This is a genomic window from Mesorhizobium sp. RCAM 06353 (assembly GCF_059683585.1).
The window spans coordinates 5,574,885-5,596,176 of the sequence record NZ_CM185031.1; the positions used below are offsets into that span (position 1 = coordinate 5,574,885).

20 protein-coding genes and 1 riboswitch are annotated in these 21,292 nt (G+C 63.0%); of the genes, 5 read left to right on the plus strand and 15 right to left on the minus strand.

The features are described from left to right. Positions 1 to 78 precede the first annotated feature (78 nt). Positions 79 to 711 carry a LysE family translocator gene (locus tag AC56QX_RS27085; protein WP_497111543.1) on the plus strand — a complete coding sequence of 211 codons (633 nt, stop codon included), beginning with the start codon at positions 79 to 81 and terminating at the stop codon, positions 709 to 711. A gap of 60 nt (positions 712 to 771) precedes the next feature. Here the strand turns inward: AC56QX_RS27085 and AC56QX_RS27090 are convergent, their stop codons facing one another. Further along, positions 772 to 1,596 (minus strand): DUF2189 domain-containing protein, encoded by an 825-nt coding sequence (locus tag AC56QX_RS27090; protein ID WP_497111544.1) that lies wholly within the window; start codon positions 1,594 to 1,596, stop codon positions 772 to 774. A gap of 279 nt (positions 1,597 to 1,875) precedes the next feature. Here AC56QX_RS27090 and AC56QX_RS27095 point away from each other — a divergent pair, with 279 nt between their 5' ends. Together AC56QX_RS27095 and AC56QX_RS27100 are read left to right on the plus strand one after the other, a co-directional pair. Continuing rightward, positions 1,876 to 3,099 (plus strand): TadE/TadG family type IV pilus assembly protein, encoded by a 1,224-nt coding sequence (locus AC56QX_RS27095; protein WP_497111545.1) that lies wholly within the window; start codon positions 1,876 to 1,878, stop codon positions 3,097 to 3,099. 79 nt (positions 3,100 to 3,178) lie between these two features. Further along, a complete protein-coding gene (locus tag AC56QX_RS27100) occupies positions 3,179 to 3,691 on the plus strand; it encodes a CAP domain-containing protein (RefSeq protein ID WP_497111546.1) in 513 nt (170 codons plus the stop codon). A 57-nt stretch (positions 3,692 to 3,748) separates the two neighbouring features. Here AC56QX_RS27100 and AC56QX_RS27105 read toward each other — a convergent pair whose 3' ends face one another. From AC56QX_RS27105 to AC56QX_RS27115, 3 genes are all read right to left on the minus strand, one after another. Further along, positions 3,749 to 5,281: a DHA2 family efflux MFS transporter permease subunit gene (locus AC56QX_RS27105; protein WP_497111547.1), complete on the minus strand. Its 1,533-nt coding sequence runs from the start codon at positions 5,279 to 5,281 to the stop codon at positions 3,749 to 3,751. A gap of 308 nt (positions 5,282 to 5,589) precedes the next feature. Next, positions 5,590 to 6,768, minus strand: coding sequence for an HlyD family secretion protein (locus AC56QX_RS27110; RefSeq protein WP_497111548.1), 1,179 nt, complete (start codon positions 6,766 to 6,768; stop codon positions 5,590 to 5,592). Then, positions 6,765 to 7,244, minus strand: coding sequence for a MarR family winged helix-turn-helix transcriptional regulator (locus AC56QX_RS27115; RefSeq protein ID WP_497111549.1), 480 nt, complete (start codon positions 7,242 to 7,244; stop codon positions 6,765 to 6,767). The genes AC56QX_RS27110 and AC56QX_RS27115 overlap by 4 nt, the downstream gene beginning before the upstream one ends. Positions 7,245 to 7,419: 175 nt before the next feature. Between AC56QX_RS27115 and AC56QX_RS27120 the strand changes: the two genes are divergently transcribed. Next, a complete protein-coding gene (locus AC56QX_RS27120; protein WP_497111550.1) occupies positions 7,420 to 8,250 on the plus strand; it encodes a glucosamine inositolphosphorylceramide transferase family protein in 831 nt (276 codons plus the stop codon). A 98-nt stretch (positions 8,251 to 8,348) separates the two neighbouring features. Here AC56QX_RS27120 and AC56QX_RS27125 read toward each other — a convergent pair whose 3' ends face one another. The 8 genes from AC56QX_RS27125 to AC56QX_RS27160 all read right to left on the minus strand — a co-directional run bounded on the left by AC56QX_RS27125 (position 8,349) and on the right by AC56QX_RS27160 (position 16,780). Continuing rightward, positions 8,349 to 9,398: a FecCD family ABC transporter permease gene (locus tag AC56QX_RS27125; RefSeq protein WP_497111551.1), complete on the minus strand. Its 1,050-nt coding sequence runs from the start codon at positions 9,396 to 9,398 to the stop codon at positions 8,349 to 8,351. Next, positions 9,398 to 10,345, minus strand: a complete 948-nt coding sequence (locus AC56QX_RS27130; RefSeq protein WP_497111552.1) for an ABC transporter substrate-binding protein — start codon at positions 10,343 to 10,345, stop codon at positions 9,398 to 9,400. Before AC56QX_RS27130 ends, AC56QX_RS27125 begins: the two co-directional genes overlap by 1 nt. A 47-nt stretch (positions 10,346 to 10,392) precedes the next feature. After that, positions 10,393 to 11,181 (minus strand): ABC transporter ATP-binding protein, encoded by a 789-nt coding sequence (locus AC56QX_RS27135; RefSeq protein WP_497111553.1) that lies wholly within the window; start codon positions 11,179 to 11,181, stop codon positions 10,393 to 10,395. Beyond that, positions 11,178 to 11,645 carry a DUF1636 family protein gene (locus AC56QX_RS27140; RefSeq protein WP_497111554.1) on the minus strand — a complete coding sequence of 156 codons (468 nt, stop codon included), beginning with the start codon at positions 11,643 to 11,645 and terminating at the stop codon, positions 11,178 to 11,180. Before AC56QX_RS27140 ends, AC56QX_RS27135 begins: the two co-directional genes overlap by 4 nt. Before the next feature lie 22 nt (positions 11,646 to 11,667). Then, positions 11,668 to 11,872: riboswitch (cobalamin riboswitch) on the minus strand. A gap of 259 nt (positions 11,873 to 12,131) precedes the next feature. Beyond that, on the minus strand, positions 12,132 to 13,115 hold the full coding sequence (locus AC56QX_RS27145; protein ID WP_497111555.1) for a substrate-binding domain-containing protein: 984 nt from the start codon (positions 13,113 to 13,115) through the stop codon (positions 12,132 to 12,134). Positions 13,116 to 13,188: 73 nt separating this feature from the next. Further along, on the minus strand, positions 13,189 to 14,238 hold the full coding sequence (locus tag AC56QX_RS27150) for an ABC transporter permease (protein WP_497111556.1): 1,050 nt from the start codon (positions 14,236 to 14,238) through the stop codon (positions 13,189 to 13,191). Further along, complete coding sequence (locus AC56QX_RS27155; protein ID WP_497111557.1) at positions 14,238 to 15,755, minus strand: sugar ABC transporter ATP-binding protein; 1,518 nt, start codon at positions 15,753 to 15,755, stop codon at positions 14,238 to 14,240. The genes AC56QX_RS27150 and AC56QX_RS27155 overlap by 1 nt, the downstream gene beginning before the upstream one ends. Beyond that, positions 15,752 to 16,780, minus strand: a complete 1,029-nt coding sequence (locus tag AC56QX_RS27160; protein ID WP_497111558.1) for a LacI family DNA-binding transcriptional regulator — start codon at positions 16,778 to 16,780, stop codon at positions 15,752 to 15,754. Before AC56QX_RS27160 ends, AC56QX_RS27155 begins: the two co-directional genes overlap by 4 nt. Before the next feature lie 220 nt (positions 16,781 to 17,000). Here AC56QX_RS27160 and AC56QX_RS27165 point away from each other — a divergent pair, with 220 nt between their 5' ends. After that, complete coding sequence (locus tag AC56QX_RS27165) at positions 17,001 to 17,834, plus strand: AraC family transcriptional regulator (RefSeq protein WP_497111559.1); 834 nt, start codon at positions 17,001 to 17,003, stop codon at positions 17,832 to 17,834. A gap of 7 nt (positions 17,835 to 17,841) precedes the next feature. On the opposite strand, the gene AC56QX_RS27170 is transcribed toward AC56QX_RS27165, so the two are convergent. From AC56QX_RS27170 to AC56QX_RS27180, 3 genes are read right to left on the minus strand one after another with little or no spacing between them, the layout of a single operon-like run. Continuing rightward, positions 17,842 to 18,792 (minus strand): bifunctional helix-turn-helix transcriptional regulator/GNAT family N-acetyltransferase, encoded by a 951-nt coding sequence (locus AC56QX_RS27170; protein ID WP_497111560.1) that lies wholly within the window; start codon positions 18,790 to 18,792, stop codon positions 17,842 to 17,844. 56 nt (positions 18,793 to 18,848) lie between these two features. Then, positions 18,849 to 19,994 carry a DSD1 family PLP-dependent enzyme gene (locus AC56QX_RS27175; RefSeq protein ID WP_497111561.1) on the minus strand — a complete coding sequence of 382 codons (1,146 nt, stop codon included), beginning with the start codon at positions 19,992 to 19,994 and terminating at the stop codon, positions 18,849 to 18,851. Further along, positions 19,991 to 21,292, minus strand: a complete 1,302-nt coding sequence (locus AC56QX_RS27180; RefSeq protein ID WP_497117918.1) for a D-arabinono-1,4-lactone oxidase — start codon at positions 21,290 to 21,292, stop codon at positions 19,991 to 19,993. Before AC56QX_RS27180 ends, AC56QX_RS27175 begins: the two co-directional genes overlap by 4 nt.

Here is a 21,292-nt window from a genome sequence, read left to right on the forward strand (position 1 = left end):
GGCTCTAACTCTTTTCTGACGCAATTCCGGACGGAAAACCGTTCACACTTTTCCTGGAATTGCTCTAGGGGACGAACAATGCCCGATACCGCCAATCATCTCGCCTTCGCGCTGGTCTGCCTCGGCATGGTGCTGACGCCTGGCCCGAACATGATCTACCTGATCTCGCGCTCGCTGTCGCAAGGGCCGAAGGCCGGACTGATCTCGCTTGGCGGGGTCGCGGTCGGTTTCCTGTTCTATGTGGTGTCGGCGGCGTTCGGCATCACCGCGCTGCTGCTTGCCGTGCCCTATGCCTATGACGCGCTGCGCTTTGCCGGCGTGCTCTATCTCTTGTGGCTGGCCTGGCAGGCGGTGAAGCCAGGCGGACGCTCGCCGTTCCAGGTGCGCGACCTGCCGAAAGACGGGCCGCGCAAGCTGTTCGCCATGGGTCTGATGACCAATCTGCTCAATCCCAAGGTGGCGGTGCTCTATCTCTCGCTGCTGCCGCAATTCATCAGCATTGGCAAAGGTCATGTCCTGTCACAGCTGCTGGTTCTGGGCGCGACGCAGATCACCATCAGTCTGACTGTTAATGCCATCATCGCCTTGACGGCCGGCTCGATCGCCACATTCCTTGCCGGACGGCCATTGTGGCTGGTCATCCAGCGCTGGATGATGGGAGGCGTGCTGACGGCGCTGGCGCTGAAGATGGCGACCGACGCGCAGCGCTGAGACCCTCAAGCTAAGCATTATCCCTAAAACCGGTCCCCACTTTTGGGGATCATGCTTTAGCTACATCGGCCGGCGGGTCGGCCGGATCTGCGCCGGCTCGATCACCTTGCGGTAGAGGTGCCAGGTGGCATGACCCAGGATCGGCATGACCACGGCCAGCCCGGCAAACAGCGGGATCGAGCCGATCACCAGCAGCACGGCGACCAATAGCCCCCACAGCGCCATCTGCAGCGGGTTTGCCATCACCGCTCGTGCCGAGGTCTCGATTGCCGAGACGGCGCCGACATCACGGTCGAGCATCAACGGAAAGGCGACCACCGTTGTCGCCAGCACCACAACGGCAAAGACGAAACCGGCCGCATTGCCAAGCACAATCAAGGTCCAGCCCTTGCTGGTCGTCAGCACGTCGCGGACAAAGGCGCCGATCGAAGCCGGCGGCTGGTCGCCGAACAGGCTGGTGTAGATCGATTGCGCGGTGAACAGCCACAACAGGAACAGCGCAAACAGCATGATGCCGATGACCGCGATCGACGGCAGTGCCGGGGAACGGCGCACATCCAGTGCATGGCGCCAGTGCGTGTTCATGCCGAGCTCGCGCCGGCGGCTGATCTCGTAGAGACCGATCGCGGCAAAAGGCCCGACCAGGGCAAAGCCCGACATCAAGGGATAGACAAGCTGGATGGCATTGGAGCCCGAGGTCCACTGCGTCAGGATCAGGCCGACGACCGGATAGATCAGGCCTAGGAACACGTAGTGGGACGGTTTTGCCCAGAAATCCTCGGCGCCGAGCTTGAGCGCGTCCCAGAGATCCGTCGTGGTGATGCGGCGCACCGCAGGCTGCACATGCATCCCATAGGCGTCCGCCATGACATGAAAGCCGGCCATAACCTTCCTCCCGTGAGTCGGGGCGGTCACCGCCTGGAGGCCGCCCGTAGCTGCCACTGCAAGAACGAGGGTGACGATAGCAAATCTGGCGTCAATTGTCGCCGCGTCAATGGCAATCAGTCGTTGTCGTCTCTGACTACTCTCTTGGGCATGCAGGGAGACCTTCGTTGGCCAACCGTCGCGTTTCATTTTAGAATCTACGCATTTTAGCTATTGCTTAAATTACTCATAGAGACCCCAAGCGTATCACCTGAGCACTACCAACCTTGGCGTGGGGCGATGTTGAGATTGAAGGATTTTTGGCCTTCGGAGCGCGGCAACTTTGCCATGGCCACCGCCATAGCGATGCTGCCGATAATGGTTGTCGTGGCGGGCACTATCGATCTGACGGGCACGAGCGACGACGCCGCGCAATTGCAGAACTCGCTGGACGCGGCCGGGCTTGCCGTCGGCACAAAGTACCTACCCAGCATGACCGCGGGTGATGTCCAGGGGCTTGGGCTGACATTCTTTGCGGCCAATATGAGCGTCGCCGATCAGAAGGAATATGCAGACAGCGTCTCCGCTTTTTCGGCGACGGCCAGTGGCGACCCGAGTGCCTATTACATCTCGCTTTCGTCCAGCATCAGCCGTCCGAGCTTCATCAATGGCGCGGCCCCCTGGCCAGCTCATCGCTCGGCCACGGTCAAGATGAATCCTGGTGCGCAGGCCTGCGTGCTGGCCCTCGATCCACATGCGTCGGCCGCCGTAAGCCTGCAGGGCTCGACCGATGTCTCCATGAGCAGCTGCGTGATCGCGGCGAACTCGGACGCGTCCGATGCCGTCAGCCGAGGCGGTTCCGCGCAGGTGTCTGCGGGTTGCGTCTCGACCGTCGGCGGCACTTCCGGGCTTTTGCCGCCCAGCGCCAATCTCACCTGCGGAGCCCCGCTCGAACATCAATATGCGTCTTTCGATCCTCTGGCGGACGTCGTCCCTCCCCCTACACGTTGTGCCAGCAGGTCCCGAACGGCAAAACCTATACGCTGTCGCCCGGAACCTATTGCGACAAGACGTTGTCGGGAAACATCATGCTCAATCCGGGGCGTCTACATCTTGCGCGGCGTCACGCTTAAACCGGGCGGCAACGGCAGCCTGACTGGCCAGGGCGTGACCATTTTCCTGATGGAGGGCGCGCAGATCTACATAAATGCCAATGAACAGGTTAACCTTTCCCCGCCCACCAGCGGTCCCTACGCCGGCATCACCATTTTCGAGAATCACGGCAACACATCGGCCTTGACGCTGAATGGCGGCGCAAATTCCGCGATCAGCGGGTTCGTCTATGCGCCTGACGCGGCCATTTCCTTTGCCGGCAACTCAGATATGAGCGGTCAGGGCGACTGTCTGAGGCTTGTCGGCCTGACCGTGCAAATGACAGGAAACTCATCCATCAAAACCGACTGCTCGGCCGTGTTTGGAAATCGCGAGATGTATGCCAGCCGCCTCATCAAGCTTGTGAACTAGGAGGTTAATCACTCTTTCGATCCCAGATTTTCACCACCCTGCCCGGCAAAAGCCATGATCACGACTATGTCAGGCAGGCATGACAGCTGAAAAAAATGAAATACGTCCAGCAGGCCTGAGCAGGCGCACGGTGCTCAAGACGGCCGGCTTCGCGGCCATTGCCGTGCTTTCCGCCTGCAACACCGTTTCTGTACCGACGGGCGAAGGCGCAGGCGTCTCGTCCTCCGCCACGGCCACTCTGGCCGGCTTGCGCGCGACGGCCGGGCTCGGCCCGCTGACGCCGGACACTCAGCTCGAGCAGGCGGCGCTGCAACAGGCCGGCTACATGGCGTCGCGGGAGCGTATGAGCCACACGACAGGCTGGGGCAAGGATTTCGCCTCGCGCATGAAGGACAATGGCGTGCGGGGAGCCGCGGCCGAGAACATCGCCGAAGGCCGCTTCGACCAGCAGAAACTGTTCGACATCTGGATGCATTCAACCGGCCATCGGCGCAACATACTCGATCCGGATTTCAGCCGCTTCGGGCTCGCCTATGTTCGCGACGGACGTGACCCCAACCTGCGCTATTGGTCGCTGGTTCTCGGCAAATAGAGCTTCGCGGCCCGTCTGGTCATCGCCTGATTCACTCCCGTCTTGCAGCGGTGCCTGCTAGTCCATATGCGCGGCTGGTGCGCCACCGGCTGGCGCCCGCGCTGGCTTGCGCAGCAGGAAGACGAACGGGATGGCGACCAGCGTCATCACCATCAGGATTTTGAAGTCGTTGACATAGGAGATCATCATCGCCTGGAGATTGACCATGCGATCGACCTCCGACAGCGCCATCGGATCGCCGCCCGCGGCCGCCGGCGAAACCGCCCAGAGGTTGGGATTGAACGGGTTGATGAAGGCCGAAAGCTCGGCATGGTTGATCTGAGTGTTGCGCACCAAGAGCACCGTCACGACCGAGACGCCGATCGACGAGCCAAGATTGCGCACCAGGCTGAACAACGAGGTTGCGTCGGTGCGGAAGCGCGCGTCAAGCGTGGCGAAGGCGACCGTCGACAGCGGCACGAACACCATTCCCATGCCCAGGCCCTGGATCACGCCGGAGCTGAGGATCAGCCAGTTGTCCATCTGCGGCGTGAAGCTCGCCATGGTGTAGAGCGACTGCGCGGTCAGCAGAAAGCCGATGACGACGAGAATTCTGGCGTCGATCTTGTTCATGAGCCGCCCGACAACGAGCATCGAAATCATCGTGCCGATACCGCGTGGACCTATGACGATACCGATGGTGACAGTCGGATAGCCGAAAATGGTCGACAGCATTGGTGGCAGCAGCGACATCGAGGCCAGGATGAGCACACCCATGATGAAGATGAACGCCAGGCCGGTCACGAAATTCCGGTCGAGGAATATCTTGGGGTCGATAAAGGGATGTTCCGCCGTCACCGTGTGAATGATGAACACCCAGAAACCGGTGATGGCCAGGCCGAGTTCGATCCAGATCTCGACCGAGGAAAACCAGTCGACCTCGCCACCGCGATCCAGCATCAGCTGCAGTGCGCCGACGCCGAGCGATATCATGGCAAAGCCGAAGAAATCGAAGCTGCGCACCCGCCGGGCAACGGCCGGCAGATAGGCGGCCATGCCAAGGAAGGCGACGATACCGACCGGCAGGTTGATGAAGAACACCCAGCGCCAGTTGAAATTGTCGGTCAGCCAGCCGCCCAGCGTCGGGCCCAGGATCGGTCCCAGCATGATGCCGGCGCCCCAGATGGCCATGGCTTGGCCGTGACGCTCCTTGGGGTTGATGTCGAGCAGGAAGGTCTGCGACAACGGCACGATCGCGGCGCCGAAGACGCCTTGCATCAGCCGGAACAGCACGATGGTTTCAAGGCTCCATGCCAGGCCGCACAGCATGGAGAAGACGGTGAAGCCGACCACGGTCGTCAGGAACAATTCCTTGCGGCCGAAGCGGTCGGCGAGCCAGCCGGTTACCGGCGTCATGATGGCGGCGGCGACGATGTAGGAGGTCAGCACCCAGTTGATGTTGTCGGGAGATGCCCCGAGATCGCCTGTCATAGTCGGCAGCGCGACGTTGGCGATGGTGGTGTCGAGCGCCTGCATGACGGTCGCCAGCATGAGCGCAACCGTGATCAGGCCGCGATGCGGCACTTCCTTGAAAGGTTCGGGCGTGCTCATGATGCGGAACTTCCAGCAGGTAACAAAAACGTGTACACAAGGTTTCCGGGCGGCAAAGCCTTCCGTTGAGAGACCCTCGTCGCGGTGGGACGCGAGTATCGATGTGGGGGTTACATCGACTGAAAGTCTCTGATGAGCGGATGCCTGCCGCCCGGAAACACGAGGACCGAGGGGTCCGTGTCGAAGATTTCAGCTTTCGGCCAGACCGCCGCGCGGCTCGAACCAAGCGCTGATCCTTCCCACTCCTCCCATCAGACCAATCCTGCTATCCGCTTCCACCCGCTGGTCTGCGCGGGCTTCCGCCGACTTTACTGCGCGGCCTCGCCAGCCGTGGCGTGACCGAATATGGCGGGAAAACCACGGGCTATGCCGGTATCGACGGTGACAGAGGCGCTCATGCCGGTTCGCAACGCCATCTTGGCGTCGGGATCGGTCAGTTCCAGGCGCACCGGGATGCGCTGCGTGACCTTGACCCAGTTGCCGGTGGCGTTCTGGGCGGGCAGCAGCGAAAATTCCGCGCCCGTTCCCGCACCGATCGCCTTGACCGTCGCCTCGAAAGTCTTGCCCGGATAGGTATCGACGACGATCTCGGCCTTCTGGCCCGGCCTCATGTTGGTGAGCTGGGTTTCCTTGAAATTGGCATCAATCCAAGTGTCGTTGGTCTCGACCAGCGAAAACAGCGGCGTGCCGGAGCCGACGAACTGGCCGACCTTGAAGGACGAGGCCTGGGAGATGACGCCATCGGCGGGCGCCTTCACCGTGGTCTGCTCCAGGTCGTAGGCGGCCTTGTCGCGCGCGGCGAGTGCGGCCATCACGGTCGGATGCTTGTCGGTTTCGATGTCGGGATTGCCGCCGAGCGCGGCCTTGGCGCTGATGATGCCTTGCTGGGCCACTGTGACCTGCTGCTTTGCCTTGTCGAGGTCGTTGCGGGCCTCATCCAGCGACGATTTGGCGTTGATGCCTTTCTGGGCGAGATCGGCGGCGCGATCGTATTGCGACTGGGCGTAGTCGACCTCGCTGCTGGCGGACTTTTCCTGCGCCGTCGACTGGCTGTAGGCAGCGCGCAGCTGCTCGACATTGAGGCGCGCACCGGCAACCGCGGCGTCGGCCTGGGCAAGCGCGATCCGGTAAGGCTCGGGGTCGATGGTGAACAGAAGGTCGCCCTGCTTGACCATCTGATGGTCCGATATGGCAACCTGGACGATGCGGCCAGCGGTATCCGAGGCGATCGACACCTTGGCCTGCTGCAGATTGGCGTTCTCCGTCTCCTGATAGCGACCGCCGGTCACCCAGACATAGCCGCCACCGATAATTAGCACCGCCGGCAAGGCAAACATCAAGAAGAAGCGACCCATGCGGCGCTTCTTCTTCGGCTCCGGGACCGGCTGTACGGGAGGAGCGACCGCGACAGCAGCGGCAACCGGCTGGGCCGGCGCTTCCATCTCCACCTTGGCGGCGTTTTCGTCTACCTTGGCTACCGCGTTCATGCTGCTGCGCCTTTCGTAGGCTCGACTTTGTCCGAGGACGAGGTATCGCCGTCGGCGAGATTCTGCGCCATCGCATCGAGCGCCCTGATCAGGACGCGACGGTCCTGCGGCGAAACGCCGACAAGCGATTCCTCATAGACTTCGCCGGCGAGGCTCTTGACCTCGGCATAGGCAGCGCTCGCCTTGGCGGTCGGGAAAATCATGCGCACGCGGCGGTCGGCGGCGTCGGCGCGGCGTTCGATCCAGCCGCCCTCCTCCATCCGGTCGACAAGGCGCGAGACGCTGATCGGCTCGATTTCGAGCAGTTCAGCGAGCCGGGCCTGGGTGACGCCTTCCTCCTTGGCGACACGCACCATAAGCCGCCATTGCGCGGACGACAGGCCAAGCCCGCTGGCGCGCGTCTCGAAGCGCTTGCGCAGCAGACGCTGCACGTCGTGGATCAAAAATCCAAGCCTGTCTATGCCATCTGAAACCATGAGCGGTATATATAATAAGCGTGCTTACTATTCAAGACAGTATGTTGCGGCGGAAGCCGGCAAATATGCATGGCGATCTTGCGACGCAATCGTGGTTAGCGATTGATGAACCCCCGATATCGCATAGTCCGGCCTGCGGCATCGCATTCTTGAAATCCAGCGGAAGCAAGAGCCTATGGTCGACATCTGGCAAGTGGGGATCGTTCCCGAACCAATCCAGAGGGTCTTTACTCCCGAGGGCTTCGACAAGAGCCGGGTTGTCTGGCTCCCGCGCCAGGGCCCATCCAGCTACATTGCCGATCCCTTCGGCCTTTGGCATGGAGACCGCTTCACGGTGCTGGTCGAGTTCTATGACTACCGGGTGCAGCGCGGCGAAATTCACTATTACAGTTACGATGCGGCGTGGACACTGAGAGAGAGTGGCATTGCGCTGAAAGAAGATTTCCATTTGTCTTATCCGCAGCTGATCCGGTTGGGCGAGGATATCTTCCTGCTTCCCGAGGCATATCAAAGTGGTCGCTTGACGCTTTACCGCGCGGTCGACTTCCCCAAGGCCTGGCAACCCGTGGCAGTATTGATGAACGAAGCGGCCGTTGACGCTACAGTTGTCCATCACCAAGGCGGCTGGTGGATGTTTTACGCGCTGTACGGGCACGACGGTCGAGACCAACGCGAGCTGCATCTGGCCTGTGCCAATGCCTTGACCGGTCCGTGGCGACAACATCCGCAAAACCCGGTGCGCACCGGCCGGGATTCATCGCGTCCCGGCGGCTCGCCGATCGTGCATCTGGGCCAGTTGTACTTGCCGGTTCAGGACTGTTTGGCCGACTATGGCAAGGCGCTCAGCCTGCTGCGCGTCGACCGGCTCAGCCCGGATGATTTCGCGGCCAGCATCGTCAAACGTCTCACGCCGGAAGGCTGGCTCGATGGCTTTGCCGACGGGCTTCACACACTGTCGGACGGCGACGCGGTCACCATGATTGATGTCAAACGCGCCGAGTCCTGACCCAAACTTAGCCCGGTCAAACCATTGCGCCGGCCACGGCTTCGGCTTGCCTCACCTGGCTGATAGCCATGTCGCAGGGCACCACGCGGATACGCTGATCATAAACGGTTGCGGATCAACAAGGTGACGACAAAGAATGCGCCGAGCGAACTGGTGATGATGCCGATCGGCAGTTCCTGCGGCGGCAGCAAGGTTCGCGCCAGAAGGTCGCTTGCCAGCAAAAGCACCGCCCCGAACAGCGCACAGCTTGCGACCAGGCGCCGATGCAAGGGACCCGCCAACGGCCGCGCCAGATGCGGAATCATCAGCCCGACAAAACCGATCACCCCGGCGACCGAGACGAGAATTGCCGTCGAGAAGGCGGCGACGAGAAACGTCGTCCTGCGCATCCGCGCCACTGGCACGCCAAGGCTTTCGGCGGCGTGTTCGCCGGCTAGAAAGGCATCGAGCCAGCGGTGGTTCCACAGCGCATAGGCCAAAATGGTGCCCGCGCCCAGAGCGCCGAGCCAGATATTGTCCCAGCGTGCCAGGCCAAGGCCGCCCATCGTCCAGAACAGGACGGAGTGGGCGGCACGCTGGTCGCCTGCGAAGACCAGATAGTTGGTCAGGGCGGTGAACATGAAGGAGACGGCCAGGCCGGCAAGGATCAAACGTTCTGGCCCCTGCCCCTTCACCCGCGCCACCAGCAAAAGTACGACGAAAGCGGCAAGTATGCCGCCGGTGAAGGCGGCAACCGGCAAGGTCCAGATGCCAAAACTGTCACCAAAGATGGTGATGACGGAAACAGCACCTGCGGCAGCCCCCGACGACAGGCCGAACAGGAAGGGATCGGCAAGATCGTTGCGGGTCACCGTCTGCAGCAAGGCGCCTGTTATGCCGAGACCGCCGCCGACACAGACCGCCAGGATGGTGCGCGGCAGCCTGAGATCGACGACGATCTTGCCGACCGGACCCGACACCTGGTGCCCGTTCAACCCGACAGCATGGCCAAGCGAGGCGATGACGTCGGTCAGAGGTATCAGCGTCGAACCATAGGCGATCGACAGCAGCACGAGGGCGACGACCGCCGCCGTGCCCGCCGCCATCGCCAGCGCGAATGCCTTGTGCCCTGAAAGCGCACCGGATTCATGCCCGCGGACAAGAAGCATCAGAACGCTTCCGGATGCATCGCCTTGGCGATCTTGGCGATCGCTTCGATGTTCGCCGGCCCAGGCGTCAGTTCGGCATAGCGAAGGGCCACGAAGCGCTCATTCTTGACCGCGTCGGTCTCTTTCATCGCCGGATGGGCCTTGAGGAAATCGAGCAGTTTCTTGTAGCCGCCACCATCCTGGTAATCGAGCAGGATGAGGAATTGCGGATTGCGCGACGCCACCGTTTCCCAGTCGGTGTTGCCCCAGCTGGTGTCCATGTCGGCCATGATGTTGTCGCCGCCAGCCGCGGTGATCATGGCGCTGGGAATGGCGAATTTTCCGGCGGTGAACGGCTTGTCCTCCCCGGAATCATAAAGGAACACCCGTGTTCCCCTGGCGCTGCCGACTTTCGCGGTGATGTCAGCCAGTTGCGCCTTCCAGCCGGCAACAAGCTTCTCCGCTTCGGCGTCCTTGCCAAAAATCTTGCCCAGCTTTTCGACGTCGCCATACAGAAGGTCCATCGAGGCGGCCGGCCTGGTCTTGTCGAGATGGACGCAGCTTTCGGTCAGCACCAGCGTCTTGATGCCGTGCGGCGCGAGCGTGTCGGGCGTCACGTCGCCGCCCGGCTTCATGCCATAGTACCAGCCGGCGAAGAAGAAATCGGGTTCGACCGCGACGAGGTTTTCGAGCGTCGGGTATTTTGGCGCCAGTTCGGGAATAGAACCTTGCTCGGCCTTGAATTCGGGACCGACCTTGTACCATCCGGTGATGCCGGTCAGGCCGACGATCGACGGCTGCAGCTTCAGCGCGAAGGCCATCTCGGCCATGTTGAGATCGTGGATGACGGCGCGCTTGGGTGGCGCGTCGAAGGTCAACGACTTGCCGCAGCTGTCGACGGTGACGGGGAAGGCGAAGGCCGTCGAGGCCAGCAGCGAGAGGACGAGCGACAAAGCGAGACGTTTCACGGATTTTGCACCTTGGTTGAACAGCGGCGGATGACGGATGGTTTTGATCAGGATGGCGGCGCGGCGCGGTTCGGAACATCGAACACCGTCAGTTCGCGATCCTCGGTGGGATGGCGCAGGCGAAACACGTCGACGCCGAAAATCTCGCGGATCAGTTTTTGGGTCAGCGCTTCGCGCGGTGCCGCCAGCACATGCAGCCGGGCTTCGTGCATCACCGCGACCCTGGTGGCGAAGGGCGCTACCAACGCCAGATCGTGCAGCACGGCGATCACCGTCATGCCGAAGCCGGCCACAAGTTCAATAAGCTCGCCTCGGGCGCGCGGGTCGAGATGGTTGGTCGGCTCATCGAGGAACAGCACTTTCGGTTCCTGTGCGATGGCGCGCGCCAGCTGGGCGCGCTGGCGTTCCCCGCCCGACAGCGAGCCGATGCTGCGGCCAAGCAGCGGCAACAAGCCGGTCCGGCGCAGCGCGTCCACGACAATGTCGCGTTCCTCGCTCCTGCGCCTCAGGCCGGCATGCGGGACGCGGCCAAGCTCGACATAGTCGATCACCGCCAGCCGCGGATCCGGCTGGTCGGTCTGGCCGACGACGGCGATGTGCAATGCCCGTTCGGCGGTCGAGATCCTGTCGAGGCGGCGCCCACCAAGCTTCATCTCGCCGGAACTTGGCCTGAGCATGCCCGACAGCATGCGCAGCAGCGTCGTCTTGCCGGCGCCGTTGGGGCCGATAATGGCGAGGCGATCACCAGCGGCAACGGACAGGCTGACCGCATGGACCAGAGCCCGGCCATTCGCTGTCGCGCCGAGGTCGCGGGCTTCGAGGAGTGGCGTTGTCATCGGTTCCCATCCACAGGCTTGGCCGGTGCCGGGATACGGGCCAGCGTCTTGCCGGCCAGTCGCGGCGGACGTTGTCCGGAATTGCACCAGCCGTCTGCCAGCGATGCATAGAGCCTGGCAAATCGCACGAGATCGCCGGCGTCGGCCTCGGCGTCGATGGAGCCGAAGAGATAGGCGGCCTTGCCCGGCGCCTGGAAGGCTACCGTCAGCGGTCGCGCGCAGCCCGCCATGCATTCGACGCCTTCAACCGTGAAGCCGAGCGCCACAGCGGGTTCATGGTGGGCCGCGAGCCGGGACCGCAAATCGGCGCATAGGCTTTCGCCCGACCTGATCCCTGTCGGAACGTCACGGCAAAGCGTGCACACGATGATGCGATGATCGATGGCGCCGTCCAACTTTCCGTCACTTTCCAAAACTGGCGACGGAAGGATGTTGGCGAGCCGGCCGACAAGACCGACGTCCACGTTTCCTCCCGGCACACCCCGTCCGGTCAACTCAGTGATGGCAGGTCTCCTGGCTCGCGGGTCTCGGCTCAATCCTGCCTTCCCAGCCTTGCCGGCCAGTGGCATGTCGGATCTTGCTCACCGCTTACAGTTGCGGGGGCAGCCACGGTCTCGACCTTGAGGGTCTCACCGTGTTCCCTTTTCACCCCTTGCCTTTCGGCGCGGGGACCATCACCGGGCCATCGTAGTTTTGCCCCGAGCGCATCGCAACGATTCTTTTCGACTGGTCCTGTCACCATCGCGGCACCGGCATCCTGCGGCCTCATCAGATAGCGGCTTGCTATATCTCTATCTGTAATGTAATAACAGAACGATTTAAGAGATTCCCTCTGTTGATGTCAATCCCTTGCCACAACCCTTCGAACTATCGCTGAAGGTTGCGGACGCAGACGGGGCGGAGTTCACGTGAACTCCGCCCCGGATCGGATAGTCTGCAGGCAGACGTGCTTACTTACCTGACAGCTGCTTGGCGTTCTCTGGCGTGATCGCTGTCGTCTCGACAGTGACCGTCGTATCCACCGAAGTGGCGCAATCAAGCAAGATTTTCTTCGACATCTCGATCGCTTCCTTCGCACCTGTCGGGTAGGTGAAGGTCGCCGCCCAGTCACCCTTGGCGACGGCTTCGATGCCGCCTGCCGGGCCTGGCAAGCCATCAGTACCGATGATCTTAACGTCCTTGCCGGCGCCCTTGGCGGCAAGCAGCGCGCCGGCCGCCATCATGTCGTTCGAGGCGTAGAGCACCTTGATGTCGGGATGCGCCTGCAACATGGCCGAGAAAGCGGTCTGGGCTTTATCCGGCACCCAGTCGGCGGCCTGCTCGGCGACGACCTGGATCTTGGCATTCTCCTTGACGCCGTCCTTGAAGCCATTCAGCCGCTCGACGGCCGGTGTGGAGCTTGGCAATCCTTCGAGCACCGCTGCTTCGCCGCCCTCCGGCAGCAAGGTCTTGGCGGTGTATTTGCCCGCTTCGAGCGCGATCTTGTAATTGTCGCCGCCGATGAAGGCGGTGTAGTCCTTGCCGGGATCGCCGACCGTCTTGCGGTCGAGTTCGATGACCGGGATGCCGGCATCCATGGCGCGCTTCACCGCCGGTGTCAGCGGTGCCGCCTCGAAGGGCGAGATCAGCAAGAGATCGACTTTCTGGGTGATGAAGTTGTCGACCTGCGAGGTCTGCGTGTTGACGTTGCCAGCGCCGTCGGCGATCTGCAACGTGAAGCCCGGCACTTCCTTGGCGGCCGCCGTCAGCTCGTCATTGACATGCTGGCGGTAGGGCTCGGCATTGTTCGCCTGTGAAAAGCCGATGATGAACTGGCCGTCTTTGGCGCAGGCCTTGACCAACGGTTCGGCAGCCTGGGCGGCTCCCGCGATGCACAGGCCGGCACCTGCCAGGAGCACGGCCTTGAGGGTGCGGCTTTGTCTTATGGTTTTCATATTCACTCTCCTCCTCGTCGGGCCGGGGGGCCAGACCTTGGTTGACTGACTTCCACTTGCTGCCGCCTTCCTCCTAACGACCCAAACCCTCGCGGCGGCGAACGAGGGATTGAATGACTGCCGCCAGCACGATGATCGCGGCGGTCGCGAGCAGTTGAATGGCGGGTGTGATGTTGTTGAGCTGAAGGATGTTGGCCAGCGCGCCGAGCATGATGGTGCCGGCCACGGTGCCGACCATCGAGCCGGCGCCGCCGAACAGGCTGGTGCCGCCGATGACCACGGCGGCGATCGCCGTGAGCTCATAGCCCATGCCGTCATTGGCGCTGCCGAAATTGAACTGGCCGGCATGAACGATACCGGCAAGAGCGGCGGCAAAGCCGGTGATCGCATAGACCGAGATCTTGACCATGGAGACGGGCACGCCGGAAATGCGCGCCGCGCGCTCATTGCCGCCGACGGCGAAGACATAGCGGCCGAAGCGCGTGGTGTTGAGCACGATGGTTGCGATCGCGGCAAAGACGATGAAGACGATGGTGGCGACTGGCACGGTGTTGTTGAACAGCCGCTCGCCGAGGATCGCAAAAACCGGCGGTGCCAGGCCCGGCCCGTCGCCATAGGAAATGTTGATGTACTGATTGCCCGACACGACAAGCGCCAGGCCGCGTGCCGCCTGCAAGCCGGCGAGCGTGACGATGAACGGCTCCAGTCGGAACCGGGTGGAGATGGTGCCCTGGATCGCACCGAAGACGATGCCCATGATGAGCACGGCGAGGATGGTGGGGACCAGCCCGAAGCCGCCAGAGATCATCATCGATGCGGTGACGACACTGGACAGCCCAAGCACCGCGCCAACCGAAAGGTCGATGCCGGCCGTGATAATGACGAAGGTCATGCCGATGGCGATGATGCCGGTCTCCGACACCGCGCGCACGATGTTGGCGATGTTGTCGGGGTCGAGGAACAGGATCGCTCCGTGACGGCGCGGCGAGAAGATGACACCGCCGATCGCCACCAGTACCAAGCCGATCAGGCTTTGGAAGCGCACGATCAGCGCCAGCGGATCGCGATGCGCCGGTGCCGCAGCCACCGGGCCGCCTGCTTCCGAAATCTTCTGTTCAGACATCAGGCCTCCCTGCCATTTGCCGCGGCAAGCACCGTGTGCTCGTCGACGCCGCCGATGAATTCCGCCACATTGCGCCCCTGGCGCAGCACCACGATGCGGTCGCAGAGACCGATCAGTTCCGGCATCTCGCTAGACGCGACCAGGATGCCGAGCCCTTGCGCCGCCAACTGCCTGAGCCGCGCGTAAATCTCGCCCTTGGCGCCGACATCGACGCCGCGCGTCGGCTCATCGAGCAGCAGCAGCCTTGGATTGCCGAGGATCTCCTTGGCCAGCACCACTTTCTGCTGGTTGCCGCCGGACAGCGCGCCGACAGCGATGTCGGGATTCTTCGGCCTGATGTCGAACTGGCCGAAGGACTGCTTCACCGCCTCCGCCTGGCGGCGCTGAGACATCAGGCCGAACGGCGAGATGCGGCGGATCACCGACATGACCAGGTTGAGGCCCACAGCCATTCTGAGCATCAGACCGCTGCCACGCCGGTCGTCGGTGACGAAGGCAATGCCGGCCGCGCGGGCCGCCGCGATCGAATCCAGCCTTACGGGCCGGCCGTCGATGGCGACCTCGCCTTCCCAACGGCCGGACAGACCGGTGCCATAGAGCGCACTCAGCAGCTCGGTACGCCCTGCCCCCATGATGCCGGCCAGTCCGACGATCTCGCCGGCCTTGACGTCGAGCGAGATGCCGGCCGGCGGCTGCCATCCGGCGCTTTCGTGGGCGAGCCTGAAGCGCGCATCGCGCAAGCTGAGTAACGTCTTGCCGGCCGCCCTTGACCGTTCGGGATAAAGCTCGTCCAGCGGCCGCCCGACCAGAAGCCGGACCAGCTCGGCCTGCGGCGCACGCGGCTCGGTGACGCCGGCGACACGACCGTCGCGCATAACCGTCACCCGGTCGGCGATCTGCGGCACTTCTTCGAGGCGATGCGAGATGTAGACGATGCCGACGCCGCTGGCGGCGAGCTTACGCATGATGTCGAACAGCCTGTCGACCTCGCCTACCGTCAGTGCCGCCGTCGGCTCGTCCATGATCAGCACACGCGACGCGTAGGACAGCGCCTTGACGATCGCCACGACCTGGCGCTGGCCGATCGACAGGTTCGCCACCATGCTGGCCGGATCGATGGCCATCTCGATGGCCTCGAGCCGCTTGCGGGCCTCGCTGCGCATCGTCGACACATCAAGGAAGCCGCCAGACCGCATCAGTTCGCGGCCGAGGAACAAATTGGCGGCGACGTCGAGCGTCGGCACTAGGTCGAGTTCCTGGAATATGGTGGCGATGCCGGCCGCTTGCGCCTCGCGCGGGTTGTTGAAGGTGACCGGCTTGCCGTCGATGTGGATGGTGCCTTCATCGGCCGTGTAGACGCCCGACAACAGGTTCATCAGCGTGGATTTGCCGGCGCCGTTCTCGCCGAGCAGCGCGTGGATCTCGCCGGCCTTCAAGTCGAAGTCGACGCCGCGCAGCGCCTGGACGCCGCCGAAGCGTTTGACAGCACCGGTAACGGAAAGCAGCGGCGCGCTCATGCTGACCCCATGGGGGCTGACCTCATCGAGTCCGGCCTCGCGCAGGACTCTCGGACCTGCAGCGCCGCCTGTAGCCGCACCGACTGTGGCTCCAGGCCGGTAGATGCAATGCGGGCGCACAGCAAGGCTGCCGCCTGCCGTCCGATCTCGGTGCAGGGTTGCGCGACCAACGTCAGCCGCGGCTCGAAGCAATCGGCCCATTCGAAGTCGTCGAAGCCGGCGAGCGAGAGATCTCCCGGTATTGAGAGGCCCCGTTCTCGAATCGCCCGCACCGCCCCGATCGTCGTCATGTTGTTGCCCGTGACCAATGCGGTGGGCGGCGACGGCAGGGACAGGATCGCATGGGTCGATGCCGTCGCACTCGCCGTGTCGACATTATCCGGCGAGACATAGTGCGGCAGGCACTCAAGTCCATTGGCGGCGAGCGAGACGCGAAAGGCCTCGATGCGTTCGCGGGTTGTCGCCAGCCCCGGCTGGCCAGCGATGTAGCCGATGCGCTTGTGGCCGTAGGAGGCGACATGATCGATCAGCGCGCGCATCGACGACTGGTTCTCGACACCGATCTGGTCGAAGCGCTCGTCGGCGAAGCGGTCGATGAGCACGCAAGGCAGCTTCTTTTCGGCGAGATATTCGATGGCCCGCTGCGGCGCGCCAGATGGCGCCAGGATAACGCCGTCGACCCGCCGCTGGTGGAAGGCACGCACCACCGAAAGCTCGCGGTCAGGGTCTTCCTGCGTGTCGGACAGGAACACCATGAGGCCGAGGCGGGCGCATTCGGCCTCCACCGCGCAGATGATGTCGGTAAAATATGGATTGGAAATCGCCGAGATCGCCAAGCCGACGCTGTTGGTCGAAGCGACTTTCAGCGACCGCGCCAGCTCGTTGGGCTGATAGCCCATCGCGGCGATCGCGTCATTGATGAGCCGCGCCTTCTCCGGCGAGACGAAGCGGGTGCGGTTGATGACATGCGAGACGGTCGAAACCGACACGCCGGCGCGGCGCGCGACCTCAGCCATTGTCGGCATGGTAACCCAAACGGAGTGCTGGCAAGCGCTCCTCCCTGATGATGCGTTTCCCAGTCCGCTCTCGTTGATCTCGGCGGATTTTGGGAGATCATAATGTCATCGAAACGTTTGCGCAATCGCTTCGATGAGTTTCCCAACCAAATTTGCGTGCTGCACAATTTCGATCAAACTGGCCGCGTGGAAAGGCGGCAGTATGATCCGGCCGATGCGAGAAGGAGCCATGAACCCGACCGAGAAAGCGCTGTGGTTCGTCGAGAGCCATCTACCGGAGGCTGTTACACTCGAAGACGTCGCGCAAAGCAGCGGCGTGTCGCGCTTTCATGTGACGCGCGCCTTCGGCGCCGCCACCGGCCGCTCTGTCATGGGTTATGTGCGCGCGCGTCGGCTGACCGAGGCGGCGCGCAAGCTGGCAGGCGGGGCGCCCGACATCCTCTCGGTGGCGCTCGACGCCGGCTACAACTCGCATGAGGCTTTCACCCGCGCCTTCCGCGACCAGTTCGGCATAACGCCGGAACTGGTGCGCGCGCAAGGCTCGACCAAGACCCTCGACCTCGTGGAGCCGATCCTGATGGACCAGTCCCTTCTCGCCAACCTCGAACCACCGCGCTTCGAGACCAGCCGGCCGTTCCTGATCGCCGGGCTCGGCGAACGCTACAGCTGCGAAACCAGCGCCGCGATTCCAATGCAGTGGCAGCGCTTCGGCCCCTATATCGGCAACATTCCGGGCGAGACCGGCGACGTTGCCTATGGCGTCTGCGTCAACGGCGACGATGCCGGCAATTTCGACTACATCGCCGGTGTCGAAGTATCGGACTTTTCCGACCTTCCCAGGGAATTCAGCCGCGTGCGCATACCCGCTCAGAAATATGTGGTGTTTTCACATCGCGAGCACATCTCGACCATCCGCCGCACCGTCAACACGATCTGGAACAAATGGCTGCCGGCCTCCGGGCACGAAATATCGGACGCGCCGGAATTCGAACGCTATGGCCCGGAGTTCGATCCGCGCAGCGGCAATGGCGGGCTGGAGATCTGGATACCGGTAAAAGCCTAGCGGAAGATCACAAATCGAGATCCCAGTTCTGGCCAACCAGATCCTTGCCGAAGGAATGGTGGGGCTCTTCCTCGATCAGTTTGAAACCGGCGGCCTGGTAGATGTGCCGGGCGGCGGCCAGGATGTCGTTGGTCCATAAGGTCAGCGTCTTGTAACCCCTGGCGCGGGCAAAGCCGATGCACTCTTCGACCAGCCGCTTGCCGATGCCGAGGCCGCGCGCCGACGGTTCGACATAGAGCAGGCGCAGCTTCGCCACCTCGGGCGATTTGCGCACGACGAAGACGGAGCCGACGACCTCGCCATCGCGCTCGGCGATCCAGCTGCGCTCCCATTTCGGATCGAAGGATTTGACGAAGGCCGCCAGGAGTTCGGCGACCAGCGCCTCATAGGTTTCGTCCCAGCCATAGTCCTGCGCGTAAAGCATCCCTTGCCGGCGGATGATCCAGCCGATGTCACCGACCTGCAGCGGCCGCAACAGATAGGGGATTCTTGGCTCGGCGCTTTCGCCAAGCAATGCCTGGACCGTGCGCATGGATTTCACCAGTCGGTCCTGCTCCGACGCCGGCAGCCGATCGAGCAGCGTCGCGACCTGGTCGTGCGAATCCTTGTTCAGCGGCGCGAAGGCATTCCTGCCCCCCGACGTCAGCGCAATCGACGATTGCCTGGCGTCCGAAACCAGTGTCGACCTCGAGATCAGGTGAAGGCGTTCGAACTTCTTCAGCAGACGACTGACATAGCCGGCGTCGAGGCCGAGATCGCGTCCAAGGTCGGTGGCGGTCAGACCGTCGCGGTGCGCCAGCTCGTAGAGCACGCGTGCCTCGGTCAGCGAGAAGGCACTTTTCAGCAGCCCCTCGTCAAGCAGCCCGATCTGGCGGGTGTAGAAGCGGTTGAACGCCCTGACCGCATCGATCAGCTGCTTGTTGGGCGCGTCGTTGTTGGGCTGATGGTGGATCGTCATGGGCATCTCCTGTCCGCACAGGATCAACCATTTACTTGACTCAGTCAACTATATAGTCACATCATCGGCAACACCGACCAGCGATCGACGATCCTGCCACCGGAAAACACCGCGATCGGCCCGAATTGCTGCAGCACGGCTTCGCTCTGCGTCGGTCGCAGGAACGCGTAGTCGCCAGGCCTGGCGACGGTATCGGCGGGCAAGCCCATGAATTGCTGGTTGGAAGACAGGCCGAGCAGGCCGTTCGTCTTCATGCCTTCAGGAAAGACCGGCTGGGCCATCCATTTGCCGCCATAGAGATAGCAGCCCTTGCGCGGAAACCGGCCGAGCGCCTGCAGCAGACGGGAGACGGCCGGCGGACCAGGCAGCATCGGTTCGACCACCTTCAGGATCGGCGTCGCGATGAAGGCCGCCGGCTGGAAACCTTCGAGGCCAGGCGTGTCGAAATCGCTGGGCAGCACGAAGGCCGAACCCATCGACACTTCATTGGCAGCGCCGCCGGAATGGAGCAGCGCGGTCTTGCTGCCGCCAATGTTGAGAATGCTCCGCTGGTCAGCGCCGAGACGAGCAACGAAAGCGGCGGCCCGTTCCGAGGCTTGCGCCAACGCCTTGGCCGGGCCGCCGAACAGGCCAGGAATATGCGGCGCATGCGCCTCATAGGCCATGACGCCTTCGCAGCGCAGCCCTTTGCGCGCCGGCAGCGCACTCAATGCCTTAGACAAGGCCGCGGGGCTGGCAAACCCACCGCGGTGCAGCCCGACGTCGATCTCGAAGGCGATGCGCAGTTCGATGCCGAGCTCGGCTGCCAGCGCGCCATATTCCGCCAGCCTCTCCTGCGTATCGATCAGCCAGCAAACCCGCGACCATGCCACATCGCCTCTGGAAAGCACCGCCCTTGCCGCGCTGACCGGCATCGGTTTGCCGTAGAGTAGATCCGCATCCGGAAACGCCTCCAGGACCGCCGCGCTGATCGGCGGATGGAAGGTCATGAAGCGATCGGTTCCGAGCGCCTTGCCGATATGCGAAAGCAGCGGCAGGCAAGCGAGCGACTTGTCGACCAGCCGCACGACAAGGCTTGGGTCAAGTCTCACTTTGACCAGAGCGACGTTGGCGTCCAGCCGGTCACGATCGAGCAGCAGGCAGGGCTGGAAGATGCCGGCTTGCTTCAATGCATCAGAAAGCGAGGCGAAATAAGCGCTCATCGTTCGATGCCAAAGGGGCTGGGCTCGATGCCGAACAGGCCGGCCATATAGGGCGATACAAAGCGGTTTTGCGGATCGATGTCGCGGCGCACGGCCATGGCATCGTCCCAGCGCGGGTATAGGTTCTTGAAGTCCGCCGCCTTCAGGCTGTGCATCTTGCCCCAATGCGGCCTGCCGCCATATCTGCGGAAGATCGGCTCGGCCGCCTGCATGAACGGAAGCGGATCACTCGCGGCATCATGGTGGATGGCGATCGAGCAGGTCGGCCTGTTGTAGAAGGGCGAGAGCCAGAACTGATCGGCCGCGACGCTGCGCACCTCCATCGGGAAATAGACTTCGGGAAAGCGCTTTTCGGTCAGCTCGATGATCTCGGCCAGCGCCTTCGGCCCTTCCTCGAACGGAAGGTGATATTCCATCTCGTTGAATTTGGTCTGCCGGTCGCTGGCATAGACGTTGAGCCAGTCCTGCACATAGTCCTCGGCTGGCACTTTCGCGACCGCGCCGAGGATCAGCCGCCGACGCAGCGACGGCAGCCAGGCAAGCCCGGTGCGCAACCGGCGTAGTGTGCGCAAGGAGCCCTCATCATCCTCGGTCGGGCGCGGGGTGGTCGCCTCGGTGCTGAAGTCGCTGGCGATGAACTGCGCATAGCCGGAAAACGGAATGTAGTAGAATTCGGCCGAGCGGTGCGCGGTCATCATCGTTTCGAAGTCGTGCAGCATGTCGGCGATCGGCAGCACCCATTTGCGGCGGCGCAGCCGGTAGGTCGGGATGTTGTTCAACGTCACTTCGCTCAAGACACCGAAGGCACCGAGCGCAACGCCGATGGCGTGGATCGTGTCCCGATCCCCTGCCCTGGTGAGGTCGCGGACCTTGCCGAGCCCATCGACGATCTGCACCGTCTCCAATTGCGTGTGATAGGCGCCGAGCGTCGGTCCAGAGCCATGGGTAGCGGTTCCCAGCGCACCGCCAATCGCCTGGCGGTCAATGTCGCCCATGTTGGGCAGGCCCTGGCCGATACCTTGCAGGATATGCATCAGCGAACCGAGCCGCGTCCCCGCCCGCACGCGCGCCCGATGCTTTTCAGCGTCATGCGAGACCAGCCCTTCCAGCTTGTCCAGAGACAGGATCGTGCCCCCGGATTTCACCAGCGGCGTGAAGGAATGACCGGCGCCGACGACGCGTATCGGGCCGGGCGCGGTGCGAATGAGATCGCCGAGTTCTCCGGCATCGGCGGGACTGGCGATCAGGCGGGGTTCGGCTGTGACAAAGCCCGACCAGTTGCTCCACATGTTCGACAT

Excerpts from the sequence above, each read along its gene's own strand:
- AC56QX_RS27155 (WP_497111557.1), bottom strand. The coding sequence starts at position 15,755 with ATGAGCGCGCCGCTGCTTTCCGTTACCGGTGCTGTCAAACGCTTCGGC.
- AC56QX_RS27110 (WP_497111548.1), bottom strand. The coding sequence starts at position 6,768 with ATGAACGCGGTAGCCAAGGTAGACGAAAACGCCGCCAAGGTGGAGATG.
- AC56QX_RS27090 (WP_497111544.1), bottom strand. The coding sequence starts at position 1,596 with ATGGCCGGCTTTCATGTCATGGCGGACGCCTATGGGATGCATGTGCAG.
- AC56QX_RS27180 (WP_497117918.1), bottom strand. The coding sequence starts at position 21,292 with ATGTCGAACATGTGGAGCAACTGGTCGGGCTTTGTCACAGCCGAACCC.
- AC56QX_RS27175 (WP_497111561.1), bottom strand. The coding sequence starts at position 19,994 with ATGAGCGCTTATTTCGCCTCGCTTTCTGATGCATTGAAGCAAGCCGGC.
- AC56QX_RS27145 (WP_497111555.1), bottom strand. The coding sequence starts at position 13,115 with ATGAAAACCATAAGACAAAGCCGCACCCTCAAGGCCGTGCTCCTGGCA.
- AC56QX_RS27170 (WP_497111560.1), bottom strand. The coding sequence starts at position 18,792 with ATGACGATCCACCATCAGCCCAACAACGACGCGCCCAACAAGCAGCTG.
- AC56QX_RS27165 (WP_497111559.1), top strand. The coding sequence starts at position 17,001 with ATGAACCCGACCGAGAAAGCGCTGTGGTTCGTCGAGAGCCATCTACCG.
- AC56QX_RS27100 (WP_497111546.1), top strand. The coding sequence starts at position 3,179 with ATGACAGCTGAAAAAAATGAAATACGTCCAGCAGGCCTGAGCAGGCGC.
- AC56QX_RS27160 (WP_497111558.1), bottom strand. The coding sequence starts at position 16,780 with ATGCCGACAATGGCTGAGGTCGCGCGCCGCGCCGGCGTGTCGGTTTCG.
- AC56QX_RS27085 (WP_497111543.1), top strand. The coding sequence starts at position 79 with ATGCCCGATACCGCCAATCATCTCGCCTTCGCGCTGGTCTGCCTCGGC.
- AC56QX_RS27150 (WP_497111556.1), bottom strand. The coding sequence starts at position 14,238 with ATGTCTGAACAGAAGATTTCGGAAGCAGGCGGCCCGGTGGCTGCGGCA.
- AC56QX_RS27115 (WP_497111549.1), bottom strand. The coding sequence starts at position 7,244 with ATGGTTTCAGATGGCATAGACAGGCTTGGATTTTTGATCCACGACGTG.
- AC56QX_RS27125 (WP_497111551.1), bottom strand. The coding sequence starts at position 9,398 with ATGCTTCTTGTCCGCGGGCATGAATCCGGTGCGCTTTCAGGGCACAAG.
- AC56QX_RS27120 (WP_497111550.1), top strand. The coding sequence starts at position 7,420 with ATGGTCGACATCTGGCAAGTGGGGATCGTTCCCGAACCAATCCAGAGG.
- AC56QX_RS27105 (WP_497111547.1), bottom strand. The coding sequence starts at position 5,281 with ATGAGCACGCCCGAACCTTTCAAGGAAGTGCCGCATCGCGGCCTGATC.
- AC56QX_RS27095 (WP_497111545.1), top strand. The coding sequence starts at position 1,876 with ATGTTGAGATTGAAGGATTTTTGGCCTTCGGAGCGCGGCAACTTTGCC.
- AC56QX_RS27135 (WP_497111553.1), bottom strand. The coding sequence starts at position 11,181 with ATGACAACGCCACTCCTCGAAGCCCGCGACCTCGGCGCGACAGCGAAT.